Origin of the sequence: Vibrio gallicus (genome assembly GCF_024346875.1) — a bacterium.
GTDB classification, from domain to species: Bacteria; Pseudomonadota; Gammaproteobacteria; order Enterobacterales; family Vibrionaceae; genus Vibrio; species Vibrio gallicus.
This window is the reverse complement of record NZ_AP024871.1, coordinates 1,027,272-1,048,545: the sequence shown is the minus strand read 5'-3', so window position 1 is coordinate 1,048,545 and position 21,274 is coordinate 1,027,272. Positions and strand designations below refer to the sequence as shown.

24 protein-coding genes and 1 pseudogene are annotated in these 21,274 nt (G+C 43.2%); 15 read left to right on the top strand and 10 right to left on the bottom strand.

Annotation, left to right across the window (positions count from 1 at the left end; genetic code table 11):
- Nucleotides 1–107: 107 nt before the first annotated feature.
- Genes pspC through pspA form a run of 3 tightly spaced genes read right to left on the bottom strand, consistent with a single transcriptional unit; the run spans nucleotide 108 to nucleotide 1,395 of the window.
- The gene (gene pspC, locus OCU28_RS04825; protein WP_390623798.1) at nucleotides 108–491 is read right to left on the bottom strand and encodes an envelope stress response membrane protein PspC; all 384 of its coding nucleotides are present in this window, start codon (nucleotides 489–491) and stop codon (nucleotides 108–110) included.
- Nucleotides 488–718 carry an envelope stress response membrane protein PspB gene (pspB, locus tag OCU28_RS04820; RefSeq protein WP_261817207.1) on the bottom strand — a complete coding sequence of 77 codons (231 nt, stop codon included), beginning with the start codon at nucleotides 716–718 and terminating at the stop codon, nucleotides 488–490. The genes pspC and pspB overlap by 4 nt, the downstream gene beginning before the upstream one ends.
- 8 nt (nucleotides 719–726) lie before the next feature.
- Entirely contained in the window at nucleotides 727–1,395 is a 669-nt protein-coding gene (gene pspA / locus OCU28_RS04815; protein ID WP_261817206.1) for a phage shock protein PspA, read from the bottom strand.
- A gap of 216 nt (nucleotides 1,396–1,611) precedes the next feature.
- Between pspA and pspF the strand changes: the two genes are divergently transcribed.
- The 7 genes from pspF (at nucleotide 1,612) to OCU28_RS04780 (ending at nucleotide 8,331) form a co-directional block, all read left to right on the top strand.
- Nucleotides 1,612–2,577, top strand: a complete 966-nt coding sequence (gene pspF / locus OCU28_RS04810; RefSeq protein ID WP_261817205.1) for a phage shock protein operon transcriptional activator — start codon at nucleotides 1,612–1,614, stop codon at nucleotides 2,575–2,577.
- Nucleotides 2,578–2,674: 97 nt separating this feature from the next.
- Nucleotides 2,675–4,306, top strand: a complete 1,632-nt coding sequence (locus tag OCU28_RS04805) for an ABC transporter substrate-binding protein (RefSeq protein ID WP_261817204.1) — start codon at nucleotides 2,675–2,677, stop codon at nucleotides 4,304–4,306.
- Nucleotides 4,307–5,269 carry an ABC transporter permease gene (locus OCU28_RS04800; RefSeq protein ID WP_261817203.1) on the top strand — a complete coding sequence of 321 codons (963 nt, stop codon included), beginning with the start codon at nucleotides 4,307–4,309 and terminating at the stop codon, nucleotides 5,267–5,269.
- Nucleotides 5,256–6,143, top strand: a complete 888-nt coding sequence (locus OCU28_RS04795) for an ABC transporter permease subunit (protein ID WP_261817202.1) — start codon at nucleotides 5,256–5,258, stop codon at nucleotides 6,141–6,143. Before OCU28_RS04800 ends, OCU28_RS04795 begins: the two co-directional genes overlap by 14 nt.
- Nucleotides 6,144–7,139 carry a peptide ABC transporter ATP-binding protein gene (locus tag OCU28_RS04790; RefSeq protein WP_261817201.1) on the top strand — a complete coding sequence of 332 codons (996 nt, stop codon included), beginning with the start codon at nucleotides 6,144–6,146 and terminating at the stop codon, nucleotides 7,137–7,139.
- Nucleotides 7,136–7,927: a peptide ABC transporter ATP-binding protein gene (locus OCU28_RS04785; protein ID WP_261817200.1), complete on the top strand. Its 792-nt coding sequence runs from the start codon at nucleotides 7,136–7,138 to the stop codon at nucleotides 7,925–7,927. The genes OCU28_RS04790 and OCU28_RS04785 overlap by 4 nt, the downstream gene beginning before the upstream one ends.
- A gap of 35 nt (nucleotides 7,928–7,962) precedes the next feature.
- Entirely contained in the window at nucleotides 7,963–8,331 is a 369-nt protein-coding gene (locus OCU28_RS04780; RefSeq protein WP_261817199.1) for a DUF805 domain-containing protein, read from the top strand.
- Between the two features lie 109 nt (nucleotides 8,332–8,440).
- Here the strand turns inward: OCU28_RS04780 and OCU28_RS04775 are convergent, their stop codons facing one another.
- The gene (locus OCU28_RS04775) at nucleotides 8,441–9,346 is read right to left on the bottom strand and encodes a manganese-dependent inorganic pyrophosphatase (RefSeq protein WP_261817198.1); all 906 of its coding nucleotides are present in this window, start codon (nucleotides 9,344–9,346) and stop codon (nucleotides 8,441–8,443) included.
- Nucleotides 9,347–9,676: 330 nt separating this feature from the next.
- On the opposite strand from OCU28_RS04775, the gene cmoB reads away from it, so the two are divergent.
- The 5 genes from cmoB (at nucleotide 9,677) to OCU28_RS04750 (ending at nucleotide 15,137) form a co-directional block, all read left to right on the top strand.
- On the top strand, nucleotides 9,677–10,651 hold the full coding sequence (gene cmoB, locus OCU28_RS04770; protein WP_261817197.1) for a tRNA 5-methoxyuridine(34)/uridine 5-oxyacetic acid(34) synthase CmoB: 975 nt from the start codon (nucleotides 9,677–9,679) through the stop codon (nucleotides 10,649–10,651).
- 171 nt (nucleotides 10,652–10,822) lie between these two features.
- A complete protein-coding gene (locus OCU28_RS04765; protein WP_261817196.1) occupies nucleotides 10,823–11,578 on the top strand; it encodes an ATP-dependent zinc protease family protein in 756 nt (251 codons plus the stop codon).
- 32 nt (nucleotides 11,579–11,610) lie between these two features.
- Entirely contained in the window at nucleotides 11,611–13,116 is a 1,506-nt protein-coding gene (locus OCU28_RS04760; RefSeq protein WP_261817195.1) for an inactive transglutaminase family protein, read from the top strand.
- 3 nt (nucleotides 13,117–13,119) lie between these two features.
- Nucleotides 13,120–14,085, top strand: a complete 966-nt coding sequence (locus OCU28_RS04755; RefSeq protein ID WP_261817194.1) for an alpha-L-glutamate ligase-like protein — start codon at nucleotides 13,120–13,122, stop codon at nucleotides 14,083–14,085.
- A gap of 161 nt (nucleotides 14,086–14,246) precedes the next feature.
- Complete coding sequence (locus OCU28_RS04750) at nucleotides 14,247–15,137, top strand: PA4780 family RIO1-like protein kinase (RefSeq protein ID WP_315972401.1); 891 nt, start codon at nucleotides 14,247–14,249, stop codon at nucleotides 15,135–15,137.
- 112 nt (nucleotides 15,138–15,249) lie between these two features.
- Here OCU28_RS04750 and OCU28_RS04745 read toward each other — a convergent pair whose 3' ends face one another.
- From OCU28_RS04745 to cysS, 6 genes and pseudogenes are all read right to left on the bottom strand, one after another.
- The gene (locus tag OCU28_RS04745; protein WP_261817193.1) at nucleotides 15,250–15,600 is read right to left on the bottom strand and encodes a hypothetical protein; all 351 of its coding nucleotides are present in this window, start codon (nucleotides 15,598–15,600) and stop codon (nucleotides 15,250–15,252) included.
- A 112-nt stretch (nucleotides 15,601–15,712) separates the two neighbouring features.
- Complete coding sequence (locus OCU28_RS04740; RefSeq protein ID WP_261817192.1) at nucleotides 15,713–15,994, bottom strand: putative quinol monooxygenase; 282 nt, start codon at nucleotides 15,992–15,994, stop codon at nucleotides 15,713–15,715.
- 28 nt (nucleotides 15,995–16,022) lie between these two features.
- Nucleotides 16,023–16,188 (bottom strand): annotated as a pseudogene (locus OCU28_RS04735) (GFA family protein); the annotation flags it as partial.
- A 55-nt stretch (nucleotides 16,189–16,243) separates the two neighbouring features.
- On the bottom strand, nucleotides 16,244–16,627 hold the full coding sequence (locus OCU28_RS04730; RefSeq protein WP_261817191.1) for a nuclear transport factor 2 family protein: 384 nt from the start codon (nucleotides 16,625–16,627) through the stop codon (nucleotides 16,244–16,246).
- A gap of 260 nt (nucleotides 16,628–16,887) precedes the next feature.
- On the bottom strand, nucleotides 16,888–17,466 hold the full coding sequence (locus OCU28_RS04725) for a thymidine kinase (RefSeq protein ID WP_261817190.1): 579 nt from the start codon (nucleotides 17,464–17,466) through the stop codon (nucleotides 16,888–16,890).
- A gap of 74 nt (nucleotides 17,467–17,540) precedes the next feature.
- Entirely contained in the window at nucleotides 17,541–18,920 is a 1,380-nt protein-coding gene (gene cysS / locus OCU28_RS04720; RefSeq protein WP_261817189.1) for a cysteine--tRNA ligase, read from the bottom strand.
- A gap of 141 nt (nucleotides 18,921–19,061) precedes the next feature.
- Here cysS and OCU28_RS04715 point away from each other — a divergent pair, with 141 nt between their 5' ends.
- The 3 genes from OCU28_RS04715 to OCU28_RS04705 all read left to right on the top strand — a co-directional run bounded on the left by OCU28_RS04715 (nucleotide 19,062) and on the right by OCU28_RS04705 (nucleotide 21,233).
- Complete coding sequence (locus OCU28_RS04715) at nucleotides 19,062–19,553, top strand: peptidylprolyl isomerase (protein ID WP_261817188.1); 492 nt, start codon at nucleotides 19,062–19,064, stop codon at nucleotides 19,551–19,553.
- A gap of 84 nt (nucleotides 19,554–19,637) precedes the next feature.
- Nucleotides 19,638–20,351: a UDP-2,3-diacylglucosamine diphosphatase gene (lpxH, locus tag OCU28_RS04710; RefSeq protein WP_261817187.1), complete on the top strand. Its 714-nt coding sequence runs from the start codon at nucleotides 19,638–19,640 to the stop codon at nucleotides 20,349–20,351.
- A gap of 135 nt (nucleotides 20,352–20,486) precedes the next feature.
- Entirely contained in the window at nucleotides 20,487–21,233 is a 747-nt protein-coding gene (locus tag OCU28_RS04705) for an EAL and HDOD domain-containing protein (protein ID WP_261817186.1), read from the top strand.
- The last annotated feature ends 41 nt before the right edge of the window (nucleotides 21,234–21,274 follow it).

Genomic DNA, 21,274 nt, shown 5'->3' with positions numbered 1-21,274 from the left:
AATGAGTTGGGTAGAAAGCGGTAGGTTAGCAATACTTTATGGTGAGCATTGAAAGTATCGGTATATTTGATTGTGATAGTGAAAACGAAAAGCCTTTCTGATGCGCACTACAGATCGCGAAAAGCCTTGTTGGTTTTATAGGTGTCCGAGGTTACATAAGCCTCTAGTGACCGTAGGGAGCCTTCCATGTGCTTGAAATCCGTATCCAGTATATTTAGTAAATCCTGCGCTGAACGTCCTGATTGCCAACTTTTTTGCTTCATCTGATGGTCAAACTGCTGTTGATTTGATTGAAAAATCTGTGGGGTTTGTTTTTCTAACATTAGGCTGGCTGCAAAATACACCAATACCATTAAAAAACCACCACCTAACAAGGTTGCCGATACCACTAAAATGCGTACCACCCATACTTCTAACCCAAAGCGCGCAGCGACGCCCGCGCACACCCCAGAGAGTTTTCCATTATGAGTATCCCGATACAATCCATTCATGATTTATTTCTCCACTCAGGCGTTTGCGCATCAAGCAGACTCTCTAAAATGTCTATCCGTTGCTTCATCTGTATCGCTTGAGTAGAAAGCTGTTGCAGCTGCTCTCTTTGCTGGTCAGTCAATCCTCGGTCAAGCTTACGTTGGCTACGATAATGTAAAATTAGCCATAAAGGCGCAACGAAGATTAAAAATATAGCGAGTGGTATTGCAATCAATGCTGTCGACATTGCGCCCCCTATTGGTCTTTATTGATATTTTGCTTCATTTTTTGAAGCTCTTTTTCTATTTCATCATCAGCGCTAAGTTCAGCGAACTCTCTATCCAATGATTTGTGTTCATCGTTTAGCTCATAGCTTTCAGCATCGGCCTCTAGACGGTCAATTTTCTTTTGATACTCTTCAAATTTTGCCAGTGTATCTTCGGTACGACCACTGTGTAAGTGTTGTTGAACCTGCTTACGACTGTTAGCCGCATTTTGACGCATCACCAGTGCCGACTGCCTAGAGCGCGTTTCAGTGATTTTGTTCTCGAGTTTACTCACCTCACCGGTAAGCTTAGAGATTGTTTCCTCGACTAAGCTTTGCTCTGCATGCAAACCCTGCAGTAATTTGGCGACCCGCTGCTTTTCAATTAACGCAGCTCTTGCAAGTTCTTCTCTACCTTTACTTAACGCAAGATTGGCTTTGTGTTGCCATTCTTCAATTTGAGTTTCAACCTGTTCAACGCGTCGGGATAGATCTTTTCTTTCAGCTAACGCCTTGGCCGAATTAGTACGCACCTCAACCAAGGTATCTTCCATCTCTTGAATAATAAGACGAATCATCTTTTCAGGATCTTCTGCTTTATCCAATAAGGCATTGATATTTGAGTTGACGATGTCTGCAAAGCGCGAAAAAATACCCATTGTTTCTCCAACCTAAATCAGTTTATTCCTCCATTTTACATTCAAATCGAGTGCCAAGTTTTTACATACTCAACAGATAATCCTGAAACTTGTTTTTAAACAATAAGTTAAAAACAGGAACTGCGTTACAGAATTCACATTAGTCAATCATTTGCACTTGACTAATCTCAAGGATGGCAAAATATTAACCATATTATGGTTAATTTGGCTAATAACATGAAACAACAAACCCTTTTGGGACAGTCCAGTGCTTTTTTAAGTGTATTAGATAAGGTGTCGCGTGTAGCCGCAATTAACCGGCCAGTGCTTATCATTGGAGAACGTGGCACAGGTAAAGAGTTGATTGCTCGACGGCTGCATTATCTGTCTCAACGTTGGGATAAACCGTTAATTAACCTCAATTGTGCAACCCTCAATGAGGGCGTGGTTGATTCGGAGTTGTTTGGACACGAAGCTGGCTCGTTTACTGGTGCCAAAGGGCGCCATCAAGGACGCTTTGAGCGTGCAGAAGGAGGAAGCCTGTTTTTAGATGAACTGGCAACCGCCCCTTTATATGTACAAGAGAAACTACTGAGAGTCATTGAATACGGCGAATATGAACGCGTCGGGGGCACCCAAAAACTCGAGTGTAATGTGCGCCTAATCTGTGCAACCAACGCCAACCTGCCTGAGTTGGCTCAACAAGGAGAATTTCGAGCCGATCTCCTTGATAGGTTAGCATTTGATGTTTTAGTTCTGCCACCCTTAAGAGATAGGCAGCAAGACATTCCACTATTAGCCGAGCACTTTGCCATCAAGATGTGCCAAGAATTGGGCTATGAACTCTTTGCAGGATTCAGTACTCGCACCCTACAAAGTCTGATCGCCTACCCGTGGCCAGGTAACGTACGAGAGCTTAAAAATGTTGTGGAGCGGGCTGTATATCAAAACCCTAACCCTGAGTTGGCCATTGATACACTGGTATTTGACCCTTTTACTTGTGCTAAGCCCACTCAAGAGCACCACACCTCTACCTCAATCACTCTTCCGCTTAACTATAAACAGTGGCTTTATCAGCAAGAGAGCCAAATACTTACCCAAGCCTTAGCACAAGCTAAACATAACCAGAAACAAGCCGCGCAATTATTAGGTTTGAGTTACCATCAATTTAGAGGAATGTTGAGAAAATATAAAATGGTTTAGGATCAACAATTAAACACGCCTTTGATATTGGAGGTTATCTAGGATAAATGCTAAATTAGCTAGATCAATTCAAGAAAAATCTTTGGTGTTTCACCATATGAAAGCTGACTTTTGGCGAGTAACTAAAACCGCGGTCCTGTTGATTACAGGCATAGTCCTTATGGGCTGCGACGATACAGCGGATAATAATCAGATCAAACAAGATGGTTTTATCTTCTGTGGTCAAGGTACACCACAATCATTGAACCCGCAGCGAGTGGACAATGATATTGCTGCAGAAGCGCTTGCCCCTCAACTGTTCAATACCTTAGTTGAGTTATCTAAAGACGACCAAAAACCCAAACCAATGCTTGCTAGCAGTTGGCAAATAAGCGATGACAAGACGGTATACACCTTTACCCTTCGTCACAATGTAAGCTTTCAGCACACAAAATGGTTTACACCAACACGCACAATGAATGCCAGTGATGTTGTGTTTACGTTTAATCGAATCTTAGATAGCCGACACCCCTTTCACTATGTTGGCAGTGCTCAGTATCCGTGGTTTACTGGGATCGGATTTGGCGAAACAGTTAAAAGCATTGAGGCCCTAGATGACAGCCACGTTAGGTTTACCCTTAATCACCCTGACAATACATTTTTAGCCAATCTATCAACTATCTATACAGGTATCCAGTCCAAAGAGTACGGCGATTTATTGATAAAATCCGACCTAAAAGGCTACATTGATAGTCATCCTGTGGGTACTGGCCCCTTTTATTTGGATGGTTTTAGTGTTAATGACTATATTCGCCTGCGCCGCAACGAAAATTACTGGCGTGGCATGCCTAAAATGAAACAGGTAGTATTTGATATCTCCTCACGCGGCACAGGCACTCTAGCCAAGTTATTACGCAATAAATGTGATGTCTTATATGCTCCTAAATCAAGTCAAATACCGACCATTCAACGTAACCCAAGTCTTGTGTTGCAAGCTCACCCAAGCATGAATGTGTCGTTTATTGCATTACATGCCTTTCATCCCGCCCTTAGCGACCCAAGAGTAAGAAAGGCAATAAGCCTTGCGGTTAACCGTGAAGCGATTATCGAGTCCGTATATTATGGCTATGGTACACCGGCCTACTCTATTCTACCGCCAGAATCTTGGGCATATAACAATGACACCACATCGATACGATATGACCGGAACTATGCTCGAGCACTATTGCGCGAAGCAGGTTATAGCAAGGGTTTAGAGCTTTCCATTTGGGTTCAAGTTGAGCCTACGGTATACAATCCAAGCCCTCGAAAAGTCGCTGAATTACTGCAATCAAACTTTGCGGATATTGGCATTAAGCTAAATATATTGCTTGATGAGCGCCTAACAAGAACACAAATTCGCGAGCGAACATCGGCAGACATGGTTCTTACGGGTTGGAGCGCAGATACAATGGACCCAGATAACTTTTTCAGGCCACTGTTATCATGTGATGCGCAAAATGCAGGACTAAACATATCCACTTGGTGCAATTCCGATTTTGATTTTTTACTCGATCTGGCAAAGGAAACCACCGAACAACGATATCGTTTGAATCTCTACCGACAGGCTCAGAATATATTAAATCAAGAGGTGCCTATTGTGCCTATAGCGCACGGCATGCAGTTTCAAGCCAAACATAATTCACTTAAGGGCTTTGATACCAGTGCCTTTAATACCTTGAGTTTTGAGAATGTAGAGAGGGAACAATAAGTGTTTATCTACACCATACGCCGTCTCAATCTCTTCATCATTACCCTACTCATTTTATCTTTGATTGGGTATTCGATTTTACGACTCGATCCGACATCGCCTTGGGCTATCAACGACTTCTGGCCTGGCTGGCAGGAGTACCTGACACAATTGTCACACCTAAATCTAGGTAACAATGCCAATGGCGAGCCTGTGTTTAATGATGTACGTATTGTATTTAGTGCGACACTTGAGCTTTGCACCCTGGCCTTCGTACTTGCTCTGTGTATCGGTCTCCCTTTGGGAACGATAGCCGGCGTTCGTATGAATAAATGGTCGGATAGAATTATTTCTTTCATTTCGATGGCGGGATATTCAGCGCCACTATTTTGGGTCGCTTTGCTTTTAGTGATGCTTTTCTCCCTACAGTTGGAGTGGTTACCTATATCAGGTCGCTATAACCTTTTGTACGATATCGACCATGTCACTGGCTTCTCATTAGTCGATGCGTGGCTAAGTGACTCTCCTGATCGCAAAGCTGCGTTTAGTAGTGTTCTTAAGCACCTTATCTTACCTGCATTCGTGCTAGCACTCGCCCCTACTACGCAGTTTATTCGACTCATGCGCGCCTCCGTAGCAGATGTGATTGGGCAAAACTATATCCGGGTAGCTAAAATAAAAGGCTTATCCCGCGCAGAGATCATGTTTCAACATGTATTGCGAAATGCGATTCCACCGCTGTTACCTATGATTGGAGTACAGCTTTCCAGTATGCTGACCTTTGCTATTATCACCGAGTCTATTTTTAACTGGCCTGGAATTGGGCGCTATCTATTAGATGCCCTTGCGACTCGCGACTACGTGGCGATACAAGCTGGGGTTATGGTGGTTGCTACCTTCGTTCTAGCAACACAAATCCTGTCCGAATTGGTCGGCACTCTTATCAACCCACTAGCTCGTAAGGAATGGTATGCTAAACACTAGTGTGTATCTGGAAGAGAACATTCCAACCCAAAGAGAGCGCTTTTGGCGACATTTTCGTAGCAACAATTTGGCTATGTTTGGGCTATGGAATCTCGGTGTTATTGCGATTATCACTCTAACCGCAACCCTAATATCACCCCATGACCCAATTGTTCAGTCTTCGGTTCTGCTACAACCCCCCTCTTGGGCAAGAGAAGGTAGCATCGAATACTTCTTAGGAACGGACGACCTTGGCCGCGATATTTTATCTAGACTATTGATGGGTTCGCAGCTTACGATTGGCTCTGCATTATTGATTACCTTTATTGCCGCAATCGTCGGCAGTACTATCGGTGCACTTGCAGGCATGACTCGCGGGTTACTATCTAGCATATTAAATCACCTGCTTGATGTGGTGATGTCTATTCCATCCTTATTACTAGCACTGATTTTTGTGGCCTTCTTAGGGACTGGATTGGTACCTATTATGTTGGCAATCGGCCTTGCGCTTATACCGCGATTTATTCGCTCTGCCTATCAAAATATCCATGCTGAAGTCGACAAGGATTACATTATGTCGGCGAAGTTGGATGGTGCCGATAATTGGTATTTGTTGACAGTTTCTATCTTACCTAATGTTTTGACCGCATTTGTGGCTGAGTTTACCTTTGCATTAACTATCGCCATTTTGGATATCACTGCGCTTGGTTTTCTTGGTCTTGGTGCACAAGCCCCAAGCCCAGAATGGGGAGCGATATTAGGTGACTCGGTAGAGCTCATCTATCTTGCCCCTTGGACCGTTGTATTACCTGGTTTAGTTATTATGTATACCGTTATTACGATTAACCTTGTCGGTGAAGGCATGCGTGACGCACTTAATGCGGGAGTTGAATAGATGCCAGTTTTAGACTTTCGACACGTTACGATAGAAATTGAAACGCCTCATGGCCTAGTAAAGGCCGTTGACCGAATGAGTATCACCCTAAATGAAGGTGAAATTCGCGGGCTAGTAGGTGAATCGGGTTCAGGAAAGAGCTTGATAGCAAAGGCTATCGTTGGCCTAAGCAAACACAACTGGCGGGTTACCGCAGATAGAATGCGGCTAGGTGATATCGACCTTTTATCCCTCAACCGTAGGGAGCGTAGAAAGGTTATCGCCGAGCAAATTGGCATGATATTTCAAGAGCCATCTACCTGCTTAGACCCGAGTGAGCCGGTTGGTCAGCAATTAGCTGAATCTATTCCATCAAGAACATTCAAGGGTAAAATTTGGCAACGTTGGGGATGGCGCAAAAAAACATCGATTGCCCTGCTGCACAAAGTCGGTATCAAAAACCACTCCCGCGTTATGCGCAGTTATCCCTATGAGCTTACCGATGGTGAGTGTCAGAAGGTGATGATTGCAATGGCGATTGCGGCCAAGCCTAAAATATTGATTGCCGATGAGCCGACCAATGACCTTGATCCTATCACTCAAACACAAATCCTTAAGTTGTTGAGCCGCATGAATCAGGTTAACAATACGACGTTACTGTTAATAGGCCATGATCTTGCCACTATTACCCAGTGGGCAACTAAGATCACGGTTATGTATTGCGGTCAAAGTGTCGAATCGGCGCCAACCGAGAAGCTTTTAAACGCACCTAAGCACCCTTACACCCAAGCACTGCTTGAAGCGGTGCCCGATTTTAATGGTTGGTTACCACATAAACAAAAGCTGCAATCGCTGTCTGGTAGTATCCCTCCCCTTCAGCACCTTCCTATTGGATGCAGATTGGGGCCACGCTGTCCTTATGCCCAACACCGTTGTGTAAAAGCGCCACAATCTAAAAAAGAGAAAGACCACAAATACAACTGCCACTTCCCCCTAAACACTAAGGTGAAAGCATGAGTTCGCTGTTAGAGGTGCGCAACCTCAGTAAAACGTTTGTCAATCGATACGGACTATTTCGTAAGCAACACCTTGAAGCGGTAAAGCCGGTTAGCTTTTCTCTTGAGCCGGGGCAAACCTTGGCTCTGATAGGACAAAACTCCTCAGGAAAGTCTACCTTAGCCAGAATGCTAGCTGGGGTTATCGAGCCTACGTCAGGGGAGATATTTGTTAACGGTGAAAAACTGGAACATAAAGATTATTCTACCCGCTGCAAATTGATTCGAGTCATATTTCAAGACCCTAACTTATCGCTCAATCCTCGAATTCAGATAGGGAAAATCTTAGAGGGGCCACTAAAAAGAAACACAAATATGCCGCCTGAGGCGAGAAAGAAGCGCGTCCATGACACATTGCGCCGCGTTGGACTGCTACCAGAGCATGCCTATTTCTATCCTCAGATGCTCGCTGCTGGGCAAAAACAGAGAGTCTGTATTGCACGCGCTCTTATCCTGCAGCCTTCTATAATAATAGCGGATGAGGCTCTTAATGGCTTAGATATGGCAATGCGCTCACAGATCATCAACCTGTTATTAGAGCTGCAAGATGAGATGGGCGTTTCCTTTATCTATGTGTCACAACAAATTGGAATCATTAAACATATCTCCGATAAAGTCATGGTCATGGCGCAAGGTGATGTGGTTGAATCTGGTGATACATTGCAGGTACTAAGTGAGCCTCAGCATTCTATTACGCAAAAATTAGTCGACAATCATTTTTATAAGAACCGAAACTACAATCGCTGTTAGGCATAACTGCTTGTAAGTGTAATAAGGAAGAGTATATGAATTGGTACATCATGGCGTTAAAGAAATACGCTACATTTAGCGGGCGTGCGCGTAGAAAAGAGTTTTGGTACTTCTTTTTAATCAATATGTTAGTTGGATTTTCACTGGCATTTGCTGATCAATTAATGGGCAATTTAAACCCAGAAACTGGTCGTGGGTTATTAAGCGGGATCTATACACTGTTTATGTTTATTCCCTATATTGCAGTTGGCGTGCGCAGACTGCATGATACAAACCGCTCTGGATGGTGGATGTTGATTGTTCTAATTCCAATTATCGGAATTATCGCGCTGCTGATTTTCATGGCACTAGATAGCGATTCAGACAGTAATCAATATGGTGCTAGCCCTAAATCATTAGCTTAAAACACTCATAAGTGTTTATAACAGACAAAAAAAAGCCCCATACATTTATATCATATGGGGCTTTTTCTAAATTTGAATTAGCACACTAGGCTAAATCGACACTGAACAATTAAACCAGTTCAGCTTGCAACCATGGCCAGCCTTGCTTCTTACGGCTAAGGGTGTTTTCCATCATTAGCACACCATTATCGGCATGCTTATTCAGTTTTTCAGCCCACTCGCCTTTAAACAATAGACGAGTTGTTGCCGTGGTGATGTCGGTTAACATTACTGCTGCAAACGCTAAATCTTGCTCTGCACAACGACGCTCTAAGTCTTGCTCTAACGCTTCAATTTGACCATCTACTTGCTCAAGAGTCGCAAGTTCAATCTGACCAACAACAACATCACGACCATTAAATGGGTATGCTTTTAGGTCTTTTTCTACTAGCTCTGCTGGAGACAAACCTTCAATATCAGTTTTTGCAATAAGAAGTGCCTTAATAAACCCTTCTAGGTCTTCAACACCTGCAATTTTCGCTAGCGCTTCAACCGCATCTTTATCTTTTTGAGTACACGTTGGAGATGCAAAGCCTACCGTATCAGACAGGATTGCAGACATCATTGCTTTTGCAATTGCAGGAGCAATTTCAGTGCCTTCGATATTGAACATATTAAACAATACTGTACAAGAACAGCCTACTGGCCAGATCCATGCTTCTAATGGGTTAACTGTCATTACATCACCAAGGCGGTGGTGATCGACAATGCCTAAGATCTCAGCTTGCTCCACATCATCCGGAGCTTGAGCAAGATCGCTATAGTCAACTAGCCAGATCTTTTCACCCGCTACAGAGTCACGAAATTCAGGTTGTTCAAGGCCCGCTTGCTCTAGAATATGTTGAGTCTCACGGTTGATTTCTCCTTGGCGAACAGGCTTTGCATCTAAGCCACGCGCTTTGAGAAGTTCCGTTGCAGCAAGTGCCGCGCAAATGCTATCGCTATCTGGGTTTTTATGACCAACAACTAAAATCATCACTAATCCTATAATGGTTTATCTAATGTTACGTCTATTATTAAACGTGGTAATGTCACTATTATACCCAATCAACCACAAGTTACTAGCAATTGCATATGAGATGCATAGCGACAATTTATTCCTCTATTGTCTTGCTAAACATAGTCAGAGATTGGCTAGATTAGTTGCATAAACCACGCTTTGATGGTGAATCACGCTGCTAAGCCAACAAACATTCATCATTTAACTCAAATTTGACATCAATAAGCACAGAACCTCTATCAATTTTGGTCACTGCGGTGTAAGGTTTTCGACGCTTAAGATTCGTTGACTAACAAGTTGAAATACATGTTTAATTTCGCCAATTTTTACCAACTCATTGCCCAAGACACGCGCTTGCACTCTTGGCTAGAAATATTACCCAAGCAGCTGATTGACTGGCAGCGAGCTGAACACGGTGATTTTGATCGCTGGATACGAGCGCTCAATAAGATCCCCGAGCTAACACCCGATAATATAGAGCTAAAATATGAGGTTAGCGTTTCTAATTCTCAGCCATTGATTGAAGGTGAGAAAAAGAAGCTAGAGAACCTGCTCAAGACCTTCCATCCTTGGCGCAAAGGTCCATTTACCCTGCATGACATTCATATCGACACCGAGTGGCGTTCTGACTGGAAATGGGATCGATTACTTCCACATATTACACCTTTGAAAGGACGCTCAGTATTGGATGTCGGATGTGGCAATGGCTACCATATGTGGCGTATGCTCGGTGAAGGTGCACGCCTTTGTGTGGGAATTGACCCTTCACATCTATTCCTCGTTCAGTTTGAAGCAGTGCGTAAATTGATGAACAACGATCAGCGAGTTCATCTGCTACCACTTGGAATAGAACAACTGCCAGAGCTTAAGGCCTTCGATACCGTATTTAGTATGGGCGTGCTTTATCATCGCCGCTCTCCCCTTGACCACATAATGCAGCTCAAAAACCAACTGCTGCCTGGCGGCGAATTGGTTCTTGAGACCTTGGTTATCGACGGAGATGAGAACGCAGTCTTAGTTCCAGCTGATCGCTATGCCCAGATGCGTAATGTCTATTTTTTCCCTTCCGCTAAAGCATTAAAGGTTTGGATGGAAAAATGTGGACTAGTGAACGTGCGAATTGTCGATGAGAACGTTACATCCTTAGGTGAACAGCGCAGCACAGATTGGATGACGCACAACTCTCTTCCTGAATACTTAGATCCGACAGATCCAAGTAAAACAGTTGAAGGGTATCCGGCTCCAAGAAGGGCAATATTGATTGGCGAAAACCCTCAATAGTTCAACCAACCCTCAAACGAAAAAATGAGTTATTTGTGATATAACACGTTGATACTTCACGAAGAATTCAATATAGGCTACACTCGAACAAGAAGACTAGAAAAGCCACTGGTTGCATAAAATCTAGTAACTTGGCGATTATAAAATATAACTAATAGGTATAAGTTCATAATGCTCAAGTATATTGTCACTTTATCCGGCGCTTTGTTACTTTCCGGATGTGTCACCTCCAAGCAAGCGCAAGAGGAAGAACGACAATTTAGACAGGAGTCAATACAAGCGGTTGAGCAATCAGAGCAAAATATAAACACCCAAATTGCTGCTCTAAGAGCCACCATTGAGACTCAAAACTCAACGATTAAGAAGCTGCACACTAATGTGGGTAGGCTTTCATACCGAGTTGATAACCTTGCAAAACAGAACGCTAGACAACTACTCGCAAAAACTGAGGAAGCACCGAAACCTATTATCATCCCATCTAAGCCTATTGCAGATACTCAGACCGTATTAGGTGCCATTGAGACCGTGGAGTTTGAACAAAACAAGATCAGTTTTGAGGCGCGCATTGATACTGGAGCTGAAACCTCATCGCTCAATGCAAAACAGGTTCAAATGTTCGAACGAAATGGCAAAAAATGGGTTCGCTTTGATGTATCAAACGACAGCAGTGACAACGCTGAACCGGTATGGATGGAGGCCAAATTTGTGCGTTATGCCAAGGTTCGCCAATCCAATACCGATAAGGCCCTACGCCGCCCAGTAATTAAGCTTTGGATTACCGTTGGTAACATACGACAGGACACCCTGTTTACATTAGCCGACCGTACCCATATGGATCATGATGTTCTTTTAGGAAGGGAATTTATCAAAGACATCGCATTAGTAGATGTAAGTAAAACTTACGTTCAAACCAAACCACTAAAGTGACATTTTAGGTCGCATCGAGAATAAGGATTGTTATGACTTCACGAGTGCCGTTTTATATATTTATTGCCTTGTTGGTTGTCGCGGGTGCAACATTAATGTACATGCGACACGACTCTTACGGGGTACCTTGGACCCCAGGTGATAGTCGTGAATTATGGGATGTAGAAGCACGAGTCGAGCTCGTTGCGCAGGGTGAACCAGTTACGGTTTCTTTAGCCGCTCCTAGTACACAAAATGGTTATACCTTAGTAGATGAATCCACCTCATCTCCAGGTTATGGGGTCGCATTTGTGTCCTCTGACATAGGCAGACGAGCAGAGTGGAGTGTACGCCACGCACAAGGCCCACAAACCATCTATTATAAGGCTCAATTTCTTGTAGACCCTCAAGCTAAGGTGAAACAAATCGCTCCCGATGGCGATATTGTACCTCCAACATTTGATGGGCCTCAAGAGGCTGCGGCACAGGCTATTATTTCACAGGCAACTGAGCGCAGTGCTAACGATGAAACCCTTGCTCGTGAGATTATTCGCAAACTTAATGATGAGAATAGCCAAAACGCAGCACTACTATTGAATCAGTACACTAAGCCTGAGGCATTAGCTGCCCTGCTCTCTTACGCTAAAGTACCCAATAAAACCGTTGGCGTAATTCAATTAGAAGATGGACGCCGCCGCCAAACAATACAGCCTATGGTTGATGTTTGGAACGGAGATCATTGGTCACTATTTAATGCAGAAACCGGCGAACAAGGACAAGACGCAAATACCCTGATCTGGGATGAGTCGAACGTATCACTGCTCGACGTTACGGGAGGACGTAATAGCCAAGTACTGTTCTCTATGATTGCGCAAGATATAACCCCACGTGCCGCGACCAATAGCAAGGTTCGCTCTGACGACCTGCTGAACTTTTCAATCCACAGCTTACCCCTAGAAGAGCAATCGATGTTTAAGACCATCATGCTAATTCCTATTGGGGCATTTATCGTGGTGTTCTTAAGAATACTTATTGGCCTGAAAACATCTGGTACCTTCATGCCAGTGTTAATTGCGGTTGCCTTTGTTCAAACTCAATTATTAACCGGCATCGTCGGCTTCCTATTGATTGTAGGTACAGGTCTGGTAATTCGAAGTTATCTATCCAAACTCAACCTGTTACTGGTAGCACGAATATCCGCGGTGATAATAACCGTAATACTGATTATCTCAGTATTTACCATAGTGGCATTTAACATCGGCTTAATTGAGGGACTTTCAATCACCTTCTTCCCTATGATTATCCTGTCTTGGACTATCGAACGTATGTCGATACTGTGGGAAGAGGAAGGTGCCAAAGAAGTTATGCTACAAGGTGGTGGTTCACTGCTTACCGCGGTACTTGTTTACCTAGCAATGACCAACATCTATATCCAGCACCTAACGTTTAACTTTATTGGTGTTCAGCTGATTGTATTGGCGATGATTCTGATGCTAGGCAACTATACAGGCTATCGCCTAACCGAACTGCGTCGCTTCAAGCCTTTAGCGGAGGACTAGATTATGTTTAGTCAATTTACTTCGCCATCGAAGATCCGCTCCAAAGGCATTATGGGGATGAATCAACGCAATCACAGTTATATCAGTAAGTATAATGATCGCAGTAAATTCCCATTAGTTGATGACAAACTAAAGACTAAGGAAATCGCAAAGTTACACGGTGCCACAACGCCAGCGCTTATTGGGGTAATTAGCCAACAAGCTGAAGTAAAGCGCATCCATAACATGGTGAAAAACTGGCCTGGCTTTTGTATAAAGCCGGCGCAAGGTAGTGGCGGTAAGGGTATTTTAGTTATCCTTTCTCACAAAGATGGCGTCTATACCAAGCCATCTGGCGATACGGTAAATGAACAAGATGTTGAGCGGCATATCAGTAATACCCTCGCTGGGTTGTTCTCTCTTGGGGGGAAAAATGATGTCGCTGTAGTAGAAAACCTCATCAAGTTTGATGACTGCTTTAAAGGCTTCAGTTATGAAGGGGTTCCCGATGTACGGATTATCGTATTTAAGGGCTACCCAGTGATGGCAATGATGCGTTTATCGACCTCCAACTCAGACGGCAAAGCCAACCTTCACCAAGGCGCGGTTGGGGTCGGTATAGACATTGCGACAGGTAAGGCAGTAAGAGCGGTACAATATGACCTACCCGTCACTCACCACCCTGATACAGGTAAAGATCTTATGTCTTTGCAAGTACCGCACTGGGAAAGGTTACTTACCCTCGCCTCTAGTGCTTGGGAAATGACTGGGCTTGGCTATATGGGTACAGATATGGTTCTAGACCAAGAAGAAGGGCCTATGGTATTAGAGCTTAATGCTAGACCAGGGCTGGCAATACAAATAGCCAATGGGGCTGGGTTGCTACCTCGTCTTCATCATATAGAAAATTTAGCAACACCAATAGAATATCCAAAACCAGCAGAGCGCGTTGCCTACGCAGCTAAGCAATTTGGGACGGCATTTAAGTAATTTACTAACACTATCTTAGTCATGATGGATCTTAAGCCAGTAACGAAAGTTGCTGGCTTTTTTACATCATCGCCAATAGTTGCTTGTATACGCCTTACACCATGGCACATATTTTCCTGATTAATATTTCATCTGCAACACAACTAATGTATAAAGACGCTATGAAGATACCTAAAAGAATACAACCCTTAGTTGACGATGGTTTAGTTGACGAAGTGCAAAGCCAATTAATGAGTGGCAAAGAAGCCTCGGTGTACATTGTACGCTGCGGGGAAGAGACCCGTTGCGCCAAAGTCTACAAGGAAATAAATCAACGTAACTTTAAAAAGGCCGTCGCCTATCGAGAAGGCCGAAAAGTACGTAATAGCCGCCGCGCTAGAGCAATGGAAAAAGGCTCTGGCTTTGGTCGAGACCAGCAAGAAAAGGTGTGGCAAAGTGCTGAAGTTGATGCCTTGTATAAGCTTGCACAAGCAGGCGTTAGAGTACCAAAGCCTTTTGGTTGCTTTGATGGCGTGCTACTCATGGAGCTTGTCACCGATGAAGAAGGTTACGTTGCTCCACGGCTAAATGACGTGGTAATGAACCAGCAACAAGCTATTAAAGACCATCAAGTAATGATGGGCTATGTAGTTAAAATGCTGTGCGCGGGCATAATCCATGGTGATTTATCTGAATTCAACGTGCTAGTTGATGAATACGGCCCGGTAATTATTGACTTACCACAAGCGGTAAATGCAGCGGCCAATAATAATGCACAATGGATGCTCGCTCGTGATATCAACAATATTCGCGACTATTATGGTCAATTTGCCCCTGAGCTTCTTTCCACTGAATACGCTAAGGAAATCTGGTCCATCTATGAGAAAGGTGATTTAAAACCTGACACTGAGTTGACTGGACAATTTGAAGACGATAACTCGTTGGCGGATCTTGACTCAATAATGCAAGAGATCGATGCGGCTCGAATTGAAGAGCAAAATCGCAAAGAGCGCATTAAGGAACAAAAAGAAGGTATCGACGAAAGCAAGTTTAATTGGGCTGACACCCAATAGTTAACCCCCTAGCAAAGCTCACGCTTTACGTGATGAAAGTGGCATCCACTTGTGGTGCTATCTAGTACACAGTGCAAGCCACTTTCAATCACAAGGGTCAGTAAACTGCTATCTACAATCCAAAACCTATTTTTGGTAATTTACGCACCGAACGAACGCCCCAAGGTGATAAATCAGGTTTAGGCTGACCGGTAAAGTCACCTAGGCAAATATACCCTTTGGCTAAGTAACGATATAGAAAATCACCACCATTTAGAGACGCTGTTTTATCATCACCAACCGGCAACTTAATCCGCTCAACACGCAGATCGCGAGCAGTTTTAAACGCAGGGTAAACTGAAGATTTAATTGGATGAGAGTTAAGGTCTTGAAGAAGTGCCTTATCTGACATTTTTGCTGTTGTACGACTAAAGATCATAATAAGTCGCTTTTGTTGCTCTGATGAAACGATGAGCATTTCCATTACTGACTGTCCTTTGAAACAAACAAGTATATAGTAAGCCTGTCACTAACACGACCTAACTATTGAACAAAGGGAGAAACGCCTTTGTCACGCCTCCCCATTAACTATCAAATTATTGTTCCTCAACGATTTGATAGAACCTTTGTACATTTTTAGATACAGATCCCCAATGTGAGATAGCAACGCGCTGTTGATGGTAGTCGAATGCCGCCCTATTGATGAACTCTTCATAAACCTCAAATCGAGCTACTTCAGCAGCGCTCTGCGTTACCTCAAAAACAATACAGCCTTGCTCTTTAAGGGTGAGATTTTTATGTATTTCAAGCTCTTTAAGTATTATTGAAAGTTCACGCTCTGGAACAACAATGTGTCCTTTTAATATAACTTTGCACATAATTTCCTAAAATTCCTCATGTTTTAACTTACCTATCAGCCGGGTGGTTTACGCCATCATTGATAACCACATCCCAATTTCAAACGGATTTACACCATCAGATAACCCACATTAAAACCATATTCATTCGGACTAGAGCGCCTGAGGTGATGGGTATAAATACCGAAAATGGAACAAAAGTAATGCTTCGCTGTTTCCTAGAATGAATCTGGTGTTGTCCATCGCTATGGAATTTCGACTGTATTAAATTTAAAACATCGAGTTATTATTGGCTGACTCGTTAGGCACTAATTGAATTGAGTCCCAGTGCTCAACTATTTTTCCGTTTACATCGAAACGGAAAAAATCCATGGTGACGTACTCATCACCCTCAGGCCAGGTTTGCCTTGTATGCAAAGCGACAAGATCACCTTCAGCTATGACTCGTAAGAACTCAATATCCTTTTTTGGGTACTGTTGTGACATCTGGGTAAAATACTCAATAAAACCTTGCTTGCCATCAGCAACCATCGGGTTGTGCTGAACGTAATCATCACCCACATACAGCTCAACCGCTTTTGTCGGCTCACCCATATATGCTGTACGATAAAAAGCTATCGCGTTTTGTTTGTTCGCTTTACGTTGATTTGTCATCGTAGCCTCTTAAAATCGAAATAGATAACCCAAGCTTAATCTAGAACCATACTATGTAGCAAAAGATTGATATTGTGCAGCTAACTACTAGGTAAATGCATACTGCTCACCATTAATTTTTCGAAGGGCTATTCCCTGTAATAGTTAGCTACTTGCCATACGTATGGTAACCGCTGTTCTATCAAAGGAGCATTCTCGGTTGCTATAGTGAGTAATGTAGCGACAGGATCTAAAAGGGCTCCTATCTAGGAGCCCTTGGGTTATTTATTGAGTGCTTGTTTGTAGTGAACGCGGCATACCGAAACGTACTTATCATTACCACCGATGGCGACTTGATCCCCCTCTGAGATAGGGTTTCCATGCTCATCGGTGCGCATCACCATATTCGCTTTGCGTCCGCAATGACAGATGGTCTTTAATTCAACCAGCTTATCTGCCCATGCGAGTAGATGCAGACTCCCTTCAAATAACTCACCCAAAAAGTCGGTACGCAGCCCATAACACAATACTGGGACGCCAAGCTTATCTACCACTTCTGTAAGTTGGTATACCTGCTCTTTGGTCAGAAACTGACACTCATCGACCAATACACAATGATATTTCTTGTCCTGACTAAAGGTCTCCATCATGGCATGCAAATCAGACTCAGTATCAAATAGATGAGCATCCGACTGTAACCCTATACGAGAGGTCACCTTCCCTACTCCATAACGATTATCCAAGGCCGCAGTAAATACGATGGGATTCATGCCACGCTCTTGATAGTTAAATGCTGATTGCAACAAAGTGGTTGATTTGCCTGCATTCATCGCCGAGTAGTAAAAGTAAAGTTGTGCCAAAACTAGGTCCTAAAAAAAGTAAAAACAAGGGGCTGAATATCAGCCCCGAGGTAATAGATTAAATATTCAATGTACTATTTGCGTCGCCAACTTGTGCCTTGGGCGCCATCTTCCAATTCAATACCCATTTCATTTAGCTTATCGCGAGCAAGATCGGCATTCGCCCAATCTTTAGCTGCGCGAGAATCATTACGCAGTTTAATAAGCGCTTCGATTTCTGCTACTTCATCATCCGCTTGGCCGCCTTGTAAGAAGGCCTCTGGGTCTTGGTGTAAAATACCAATCACCTCAGCTAGTTCGCGCATTAGGCTACCAAGTTGGCTCGCAGCTTCTAGGTCATTACCTTTAATACGGTTGATCTCACGGGCCATATCAAACAGTACTGAATAGGCTTCGGGGGTATTAAAATCATCGTTCATAGCCGCAGCAAAGCGAGATACATACTCCTCGCCACCAGCAGGCTCGGCACTCAAATCCAAACCGCGTAGAGAGGTATACAAACGCTCAAGTGAAGCACGCGCTTGATTGAGGTTTTCTTCGCTATAGTTTAATTGGCTGCGATAGTGACCGGACATCAAGAAGTAGCGTACCGTTTCAGCATCATAGTGGCCCAGCACATCACGGATCGTGAAGAAGTTACCAAGAGATTTAGACATTTTTTCACGGTCAACCATCACCATACCGCTGTGCATCCATGTATTTACATACTGGGTACTGTGCGCGCAGCAAGATTGAGCGATTTCATTTTCATGGTGTGGGAATTGAAGATCTGAACCACCACCGTGGATATCAAAGTGATCACCTAAGATAGAAGAGTTCATGGCAGAACACTCAATGTGCCAACCAGGGCGGCCATCCCCCCAAGGTGATTCCCAAGTCGGTTCACCCGGTTTAGACATCTTCCACAGTACAAAATCTAATGGGCTACGCTTAGCAGTCTCGATATCAACGCGAGCGCCGGCTTGCAGTTGCTCAAGGTCTTGGCCAGATAGCTTGCCATATTCATCAAACTTGCTCACTTCAAACATCACATCGCCATTATCAGCAACATAAGCGAAACCACGTTGAATGAGTCTTTCAACCAGCGCAATGATCTCATCAATAAACTGAGTTGCACGCGGTTCAACATCAGGACGCTTCATATTAAGTGCATCAAAATCGGCATGCATGTCACTAATAAGGCGCTCAGTTAAGGCCTCACAACTCTCACCATTTTCATTAGCACGCTTGATGATCTTGTCATCAATATCGGTAATATTACGCACAAATGTTAGGTCATAACCGAGGTAACGTAGATAACGCGACACCACATCAAAAGAAACAAAGGTACGACCATGGCCAATGTGGCATAGGTCATAAATGGTAACTCCACACACATACATGCCTATCTTTCCAGCATGAATTGGTTTGAATTCTTCTTTTTGACGAGTAAGTGTGTTGTATATCTTTAACATCGGCTCTGAGATTATTTTAATTAGGGAAATAGACCGCCATTATACGACATTAACTAACAGAAAACACCGATTACAGTTGAATGTCCTGAGAGTTTGGTTAGAATTTGGTTCGATTTATCCATCCAATTAAAGGACATACCTATGATCACCCTTCACACTAATCACGGTGATATTAAGATTGAACTGAATCACGAACAAGCACCTATCACAGCAGCTAACTTTGAGCAGTATTGTAAAGATGGCTTCTACGATAACACGCTATTCCACCGCGTCATTGATGGTTTCATGATTCAAGGCGGTGGTATGACATCTGGTCTTCGTGAAAAAGCAACACGCGATACCATCAAAAACGAAGCAAACAACGGCCTAAGTAATGAAGTTGGTACGCTCGCAATGGCGCGTACAATGGAACCGCACTCTGCAAGTTCTCAATTCTTCATTAACGTAAATAACAACACCTTCCTAGACTTCAAATCAGAAGATATGCAAGGCTGGGGTTACTGTGTATTTGCTAAAGTTGTTGAAGGCATGGACGTTGTAAACAAGATCAAGGGCGTTAGCACTGGTAGCATGGGCATGCACCAAGACGTTCCTCTAGAAGAAGTGATTATTACTAGCACAACTATCGCTTAATCTAGTCTATACCTTATATACCCAAGTTCATTGCCGTATACCCTGCGGTAATACTTGGGTATTTTTCCATTTTGAGACCATACCATGCGCACTCTATTTATATCCGATTTGCACCTGACCGCGGAACGTGAAGACATCACCCGAGCGTTCGACGCTTTTATGAGCCAAGATGCTCTTGGTGCTGATGCGGTTTATATCCTAGGAGACCTGTTTGAGTTTTGGGTAGGCGATGATGATAATTCCCCCTTCAATCAACAAGTCGTATCCATTATTCGTCGCTTAGTGGACTCTGGCGTTCCCTGTTTCTTTGTCCAGGGTAATCGCGATTTTCTGGTGGGTAAACGCTTTGTGAAAAAAACCGGCGCTATATTGCTTGGTGATGAAACCGTCATCGATCTCTATGGTAGAAAAACCCTCATTATGCACGGCGATACCTTGTGTACCGATGATGTAAAGTATCAGGAGTTTCGCGCTAAGGTACATCAACCATGGCTGCAATGGGTTTACAACCGCATTCCATTAGTATGGCGTCGAAAACTGGTAAAAAAAGTTCAAACCGGTGCCAGTAGTGAGAAAGAAACTAAATCCTCTCAGATCATGGATGTGAATCCAGACGCCGTAGCCGAGGCTATCACACGTAACGGTGTCGAACTGCTTATTCATGGTCATACCCACCGTCCTAATTTCCATCAACTTAATGATAATAAACAGCGCATCGTTCTAGGTGATTGGTATAGCCAAAGCTCTATTTTACAAGTGACTGAGCACGATATTGAGCTCATAAACCGACCACTTTAATCTTACAAATACCTTCATATACCCATGAATTTGGGTATATTTGTTCAATAATCAAACAAGTGTTGGCTATAACATATCAATCAATTCAATAGTGTCTATTATCTAATATAAGTATTTATTAGGAATAGCCATTTAATGATCAGTGACTTTATTACTCGCCAGCCCATTTTTAATCAAAATATGGTCATTAAAGCCTATGAGTTATTGTATCGTCACAATCACGTAAACCACTTTCCTGACATTTGCCAAGAGCATGCCACACGCTCAATTATTACCGATTTTCATCTAGATATTAAACAGCAGTTAGTCGGTGACACTAAGGCGTTTATTAATTTCACACAGCAAGCCATCATACAAGGTCTTCCATACGCCCTAGACCCAACTAAGGTTGTCATTGAGGTTCTCGAATCAACGACTCCAAGCTTAGGGCTTATTCAAGCGCTACAAAAGCTTCACCACAAGGGTTATACCCTAGCTCTTGATGACTATATCCCACATCAAAGTTGGGCGGAGTGCTACCCCTATATCTCATATATTAAATTTGACCTCCAACAGTTCTCGATCGCAGATGCGGGATATTTTATCTCACAACTTGAACATCAACATATTCAGTTTATTGCAGAAAAGATCGAAACTAAACGCGCTTATCTACAGGCTAAGCAACAAGGGTTTAACCTCTTCCAAGGCTACTATTTATCCCGACCGGAGTTATTATATAAATTACCTTTGAACCACAATTATCGGCATGCATTTATAGCCCACTATCAAACGTTAACATGCAACACATCTGCAACTCACAATCCCTTGCCAACTAGTCATAAAAACCCAGTAATTGGTTTTATGAGTGACCAGACAATGGTTAATCAAATTTGTGTAAAATAAGGGCTTCAGAATATAATAACTGATTACCCATAGAACCTATA

Bases quoted from the DNA above. Each gene is read 5' to 3' on its own strand.
- pspC (WP_390623798.1), bottom strand. From the start codon at position 491: ATGAATGGATTGTATCGGGATACTCATAATGGAAAACTCTCTGGGGTG.
- pspB (WP_261817207.1), bottom strand. From the start codon at position 718: ATGTCGACAGCATTGATTGCAATACCACTCGCTATATTTTTAATCTTC.
- pspA (WP_261817206.1), bottom strand. From the start codon at position 1,395: ATGGGTATTTTTTCGCGCTTTGCAGACATCGTCAACTCAAATATCAAT.
- pspF (WP_261817205.1), top strand. From the start codon at position 1,612: ATGAAACAACAAACCCTTTTGGGACAGTCCAGTGCTTTTTTAAGTGTA.
- OCU28_RS04805 (WP_261817204.1), top strand. From the start codon at position 2,675: ATGAAAGCTGACTTTTGGCGAGTAACTAAAACCGCGGTCCTGTTGATT.
- OCU28_RS04795 (WP_261817202.1), top strand. From the start codon at position 5,256: ATGCTAAACACTAGTGTGTATCTGGAAGAGAACATTCCAACCCAAAGA.
- OCU28_RS04790 (WP_261817201.1), top strand. From the start codon at position 6,144: ATGCCAGTTTTAGACTTTCGACACGTTACGATAGAAATTGAAACGCCT.
- OCU28_RS04785 (WP_261817200.1), top strand. From the start codon at position 7,136: ATGAGTTCGCTGTTAGAGGTGCGCAACCTCAGTAAAACGTTTGTCAAT.
- OCU28_RS04780 (WP_261817199.1), top strand. From the start codon at position 7,963: ATGAATTGGTACATCATGGCGTTAAAGAAATACGCTACATTTAGCGGG.
- OCU28_RS04775 (WP_261817198.1), bottom strand. From the start codon at position 9,346: ATGATTTTAGTTGTTGGTCATAAAAACCCAGATAGCGATAGCATTTGC.
- cmoB (WP_261817197.1), top strand. From the start codon at position 9,677: ATGTTTAATTTCGCCAATTTTTACCAACTCATTGCCCAAGACACGCGC.
- OCU28_RS04765 (WP_261817196.1), top strand. From the start codon at position 10,823: ATGCTCAAGTATATTGTCACTTTATCCGGCGCTTTGTTACTTTCCGGA.
- OCU28_RS04760 (WP_261817195.1), top strand. From the start codon at position 11,611: ATGACTTCACGAGTGCCGTTTTATATATTTATTGCCTTGTTGGTTGTC.
- OCU28_RS04755 (WP_261817194.1), top strand. From the start codon at position 13,120: ATGTTTAGTCAATTTACTTCGCCATCGAAGATCCGCTCCAAAGGCATT.
- OCU28_RS04750 (WP_315972401.1), top strand. From the start codon at position 14,247: ATGAAGATACCTAAAAGAATACAACCCTTAGTTGACGATGGTTTAGTT.
- OCU28_RS04745 (WP_261817193.1), bottom strand. From the start codon at position 15,600: ATGGAAATGCTCATCGTTTCATCAGAGCAACAAAAGCGACTTATTATG.
- OCU28_RS04740 (WP_261817192.1), bottom strand. From the start codon at position 15,994: ATGTGCAAAGTTATATTAAAAGGACACATTGTTGTTCCAGAGCGTGAA.
- OCU28_RS04730 (WP_261817191.1), bottom strand. From the start codon at position 16,627: ATGACAAATCAACGTAAAGCGAACAAACAAAACGCGATAGCTTTTTAT.
- cysS (WP_261817189.1), bottom strand. From the start codon at position 18,920: ATGTTAAAGATATACAACACACTTACTCGTCAAAAAGAAGAATTCAAA.
- OCU28_RS04715 (WP_261817188.1), top strand. From the start codon at position 19,062: ATGATCACCCTTCACACTAATCACGGTGATATTAAGATTGAACTGAAT.
- lpxH (WP_261817187.1), top strand. From the start codon at position 19,638: ATGCGCACTCTATTTATATCCGATTTGCACCTGACCGCGGAACGTGAA.
- OCU28_RS04705 (WP_261817186.1), top strand. From the start codon at position 20,487: ATGATCAGTGACTTTATTACTCGCCAGCCCATTTTTAATCAAAATATG.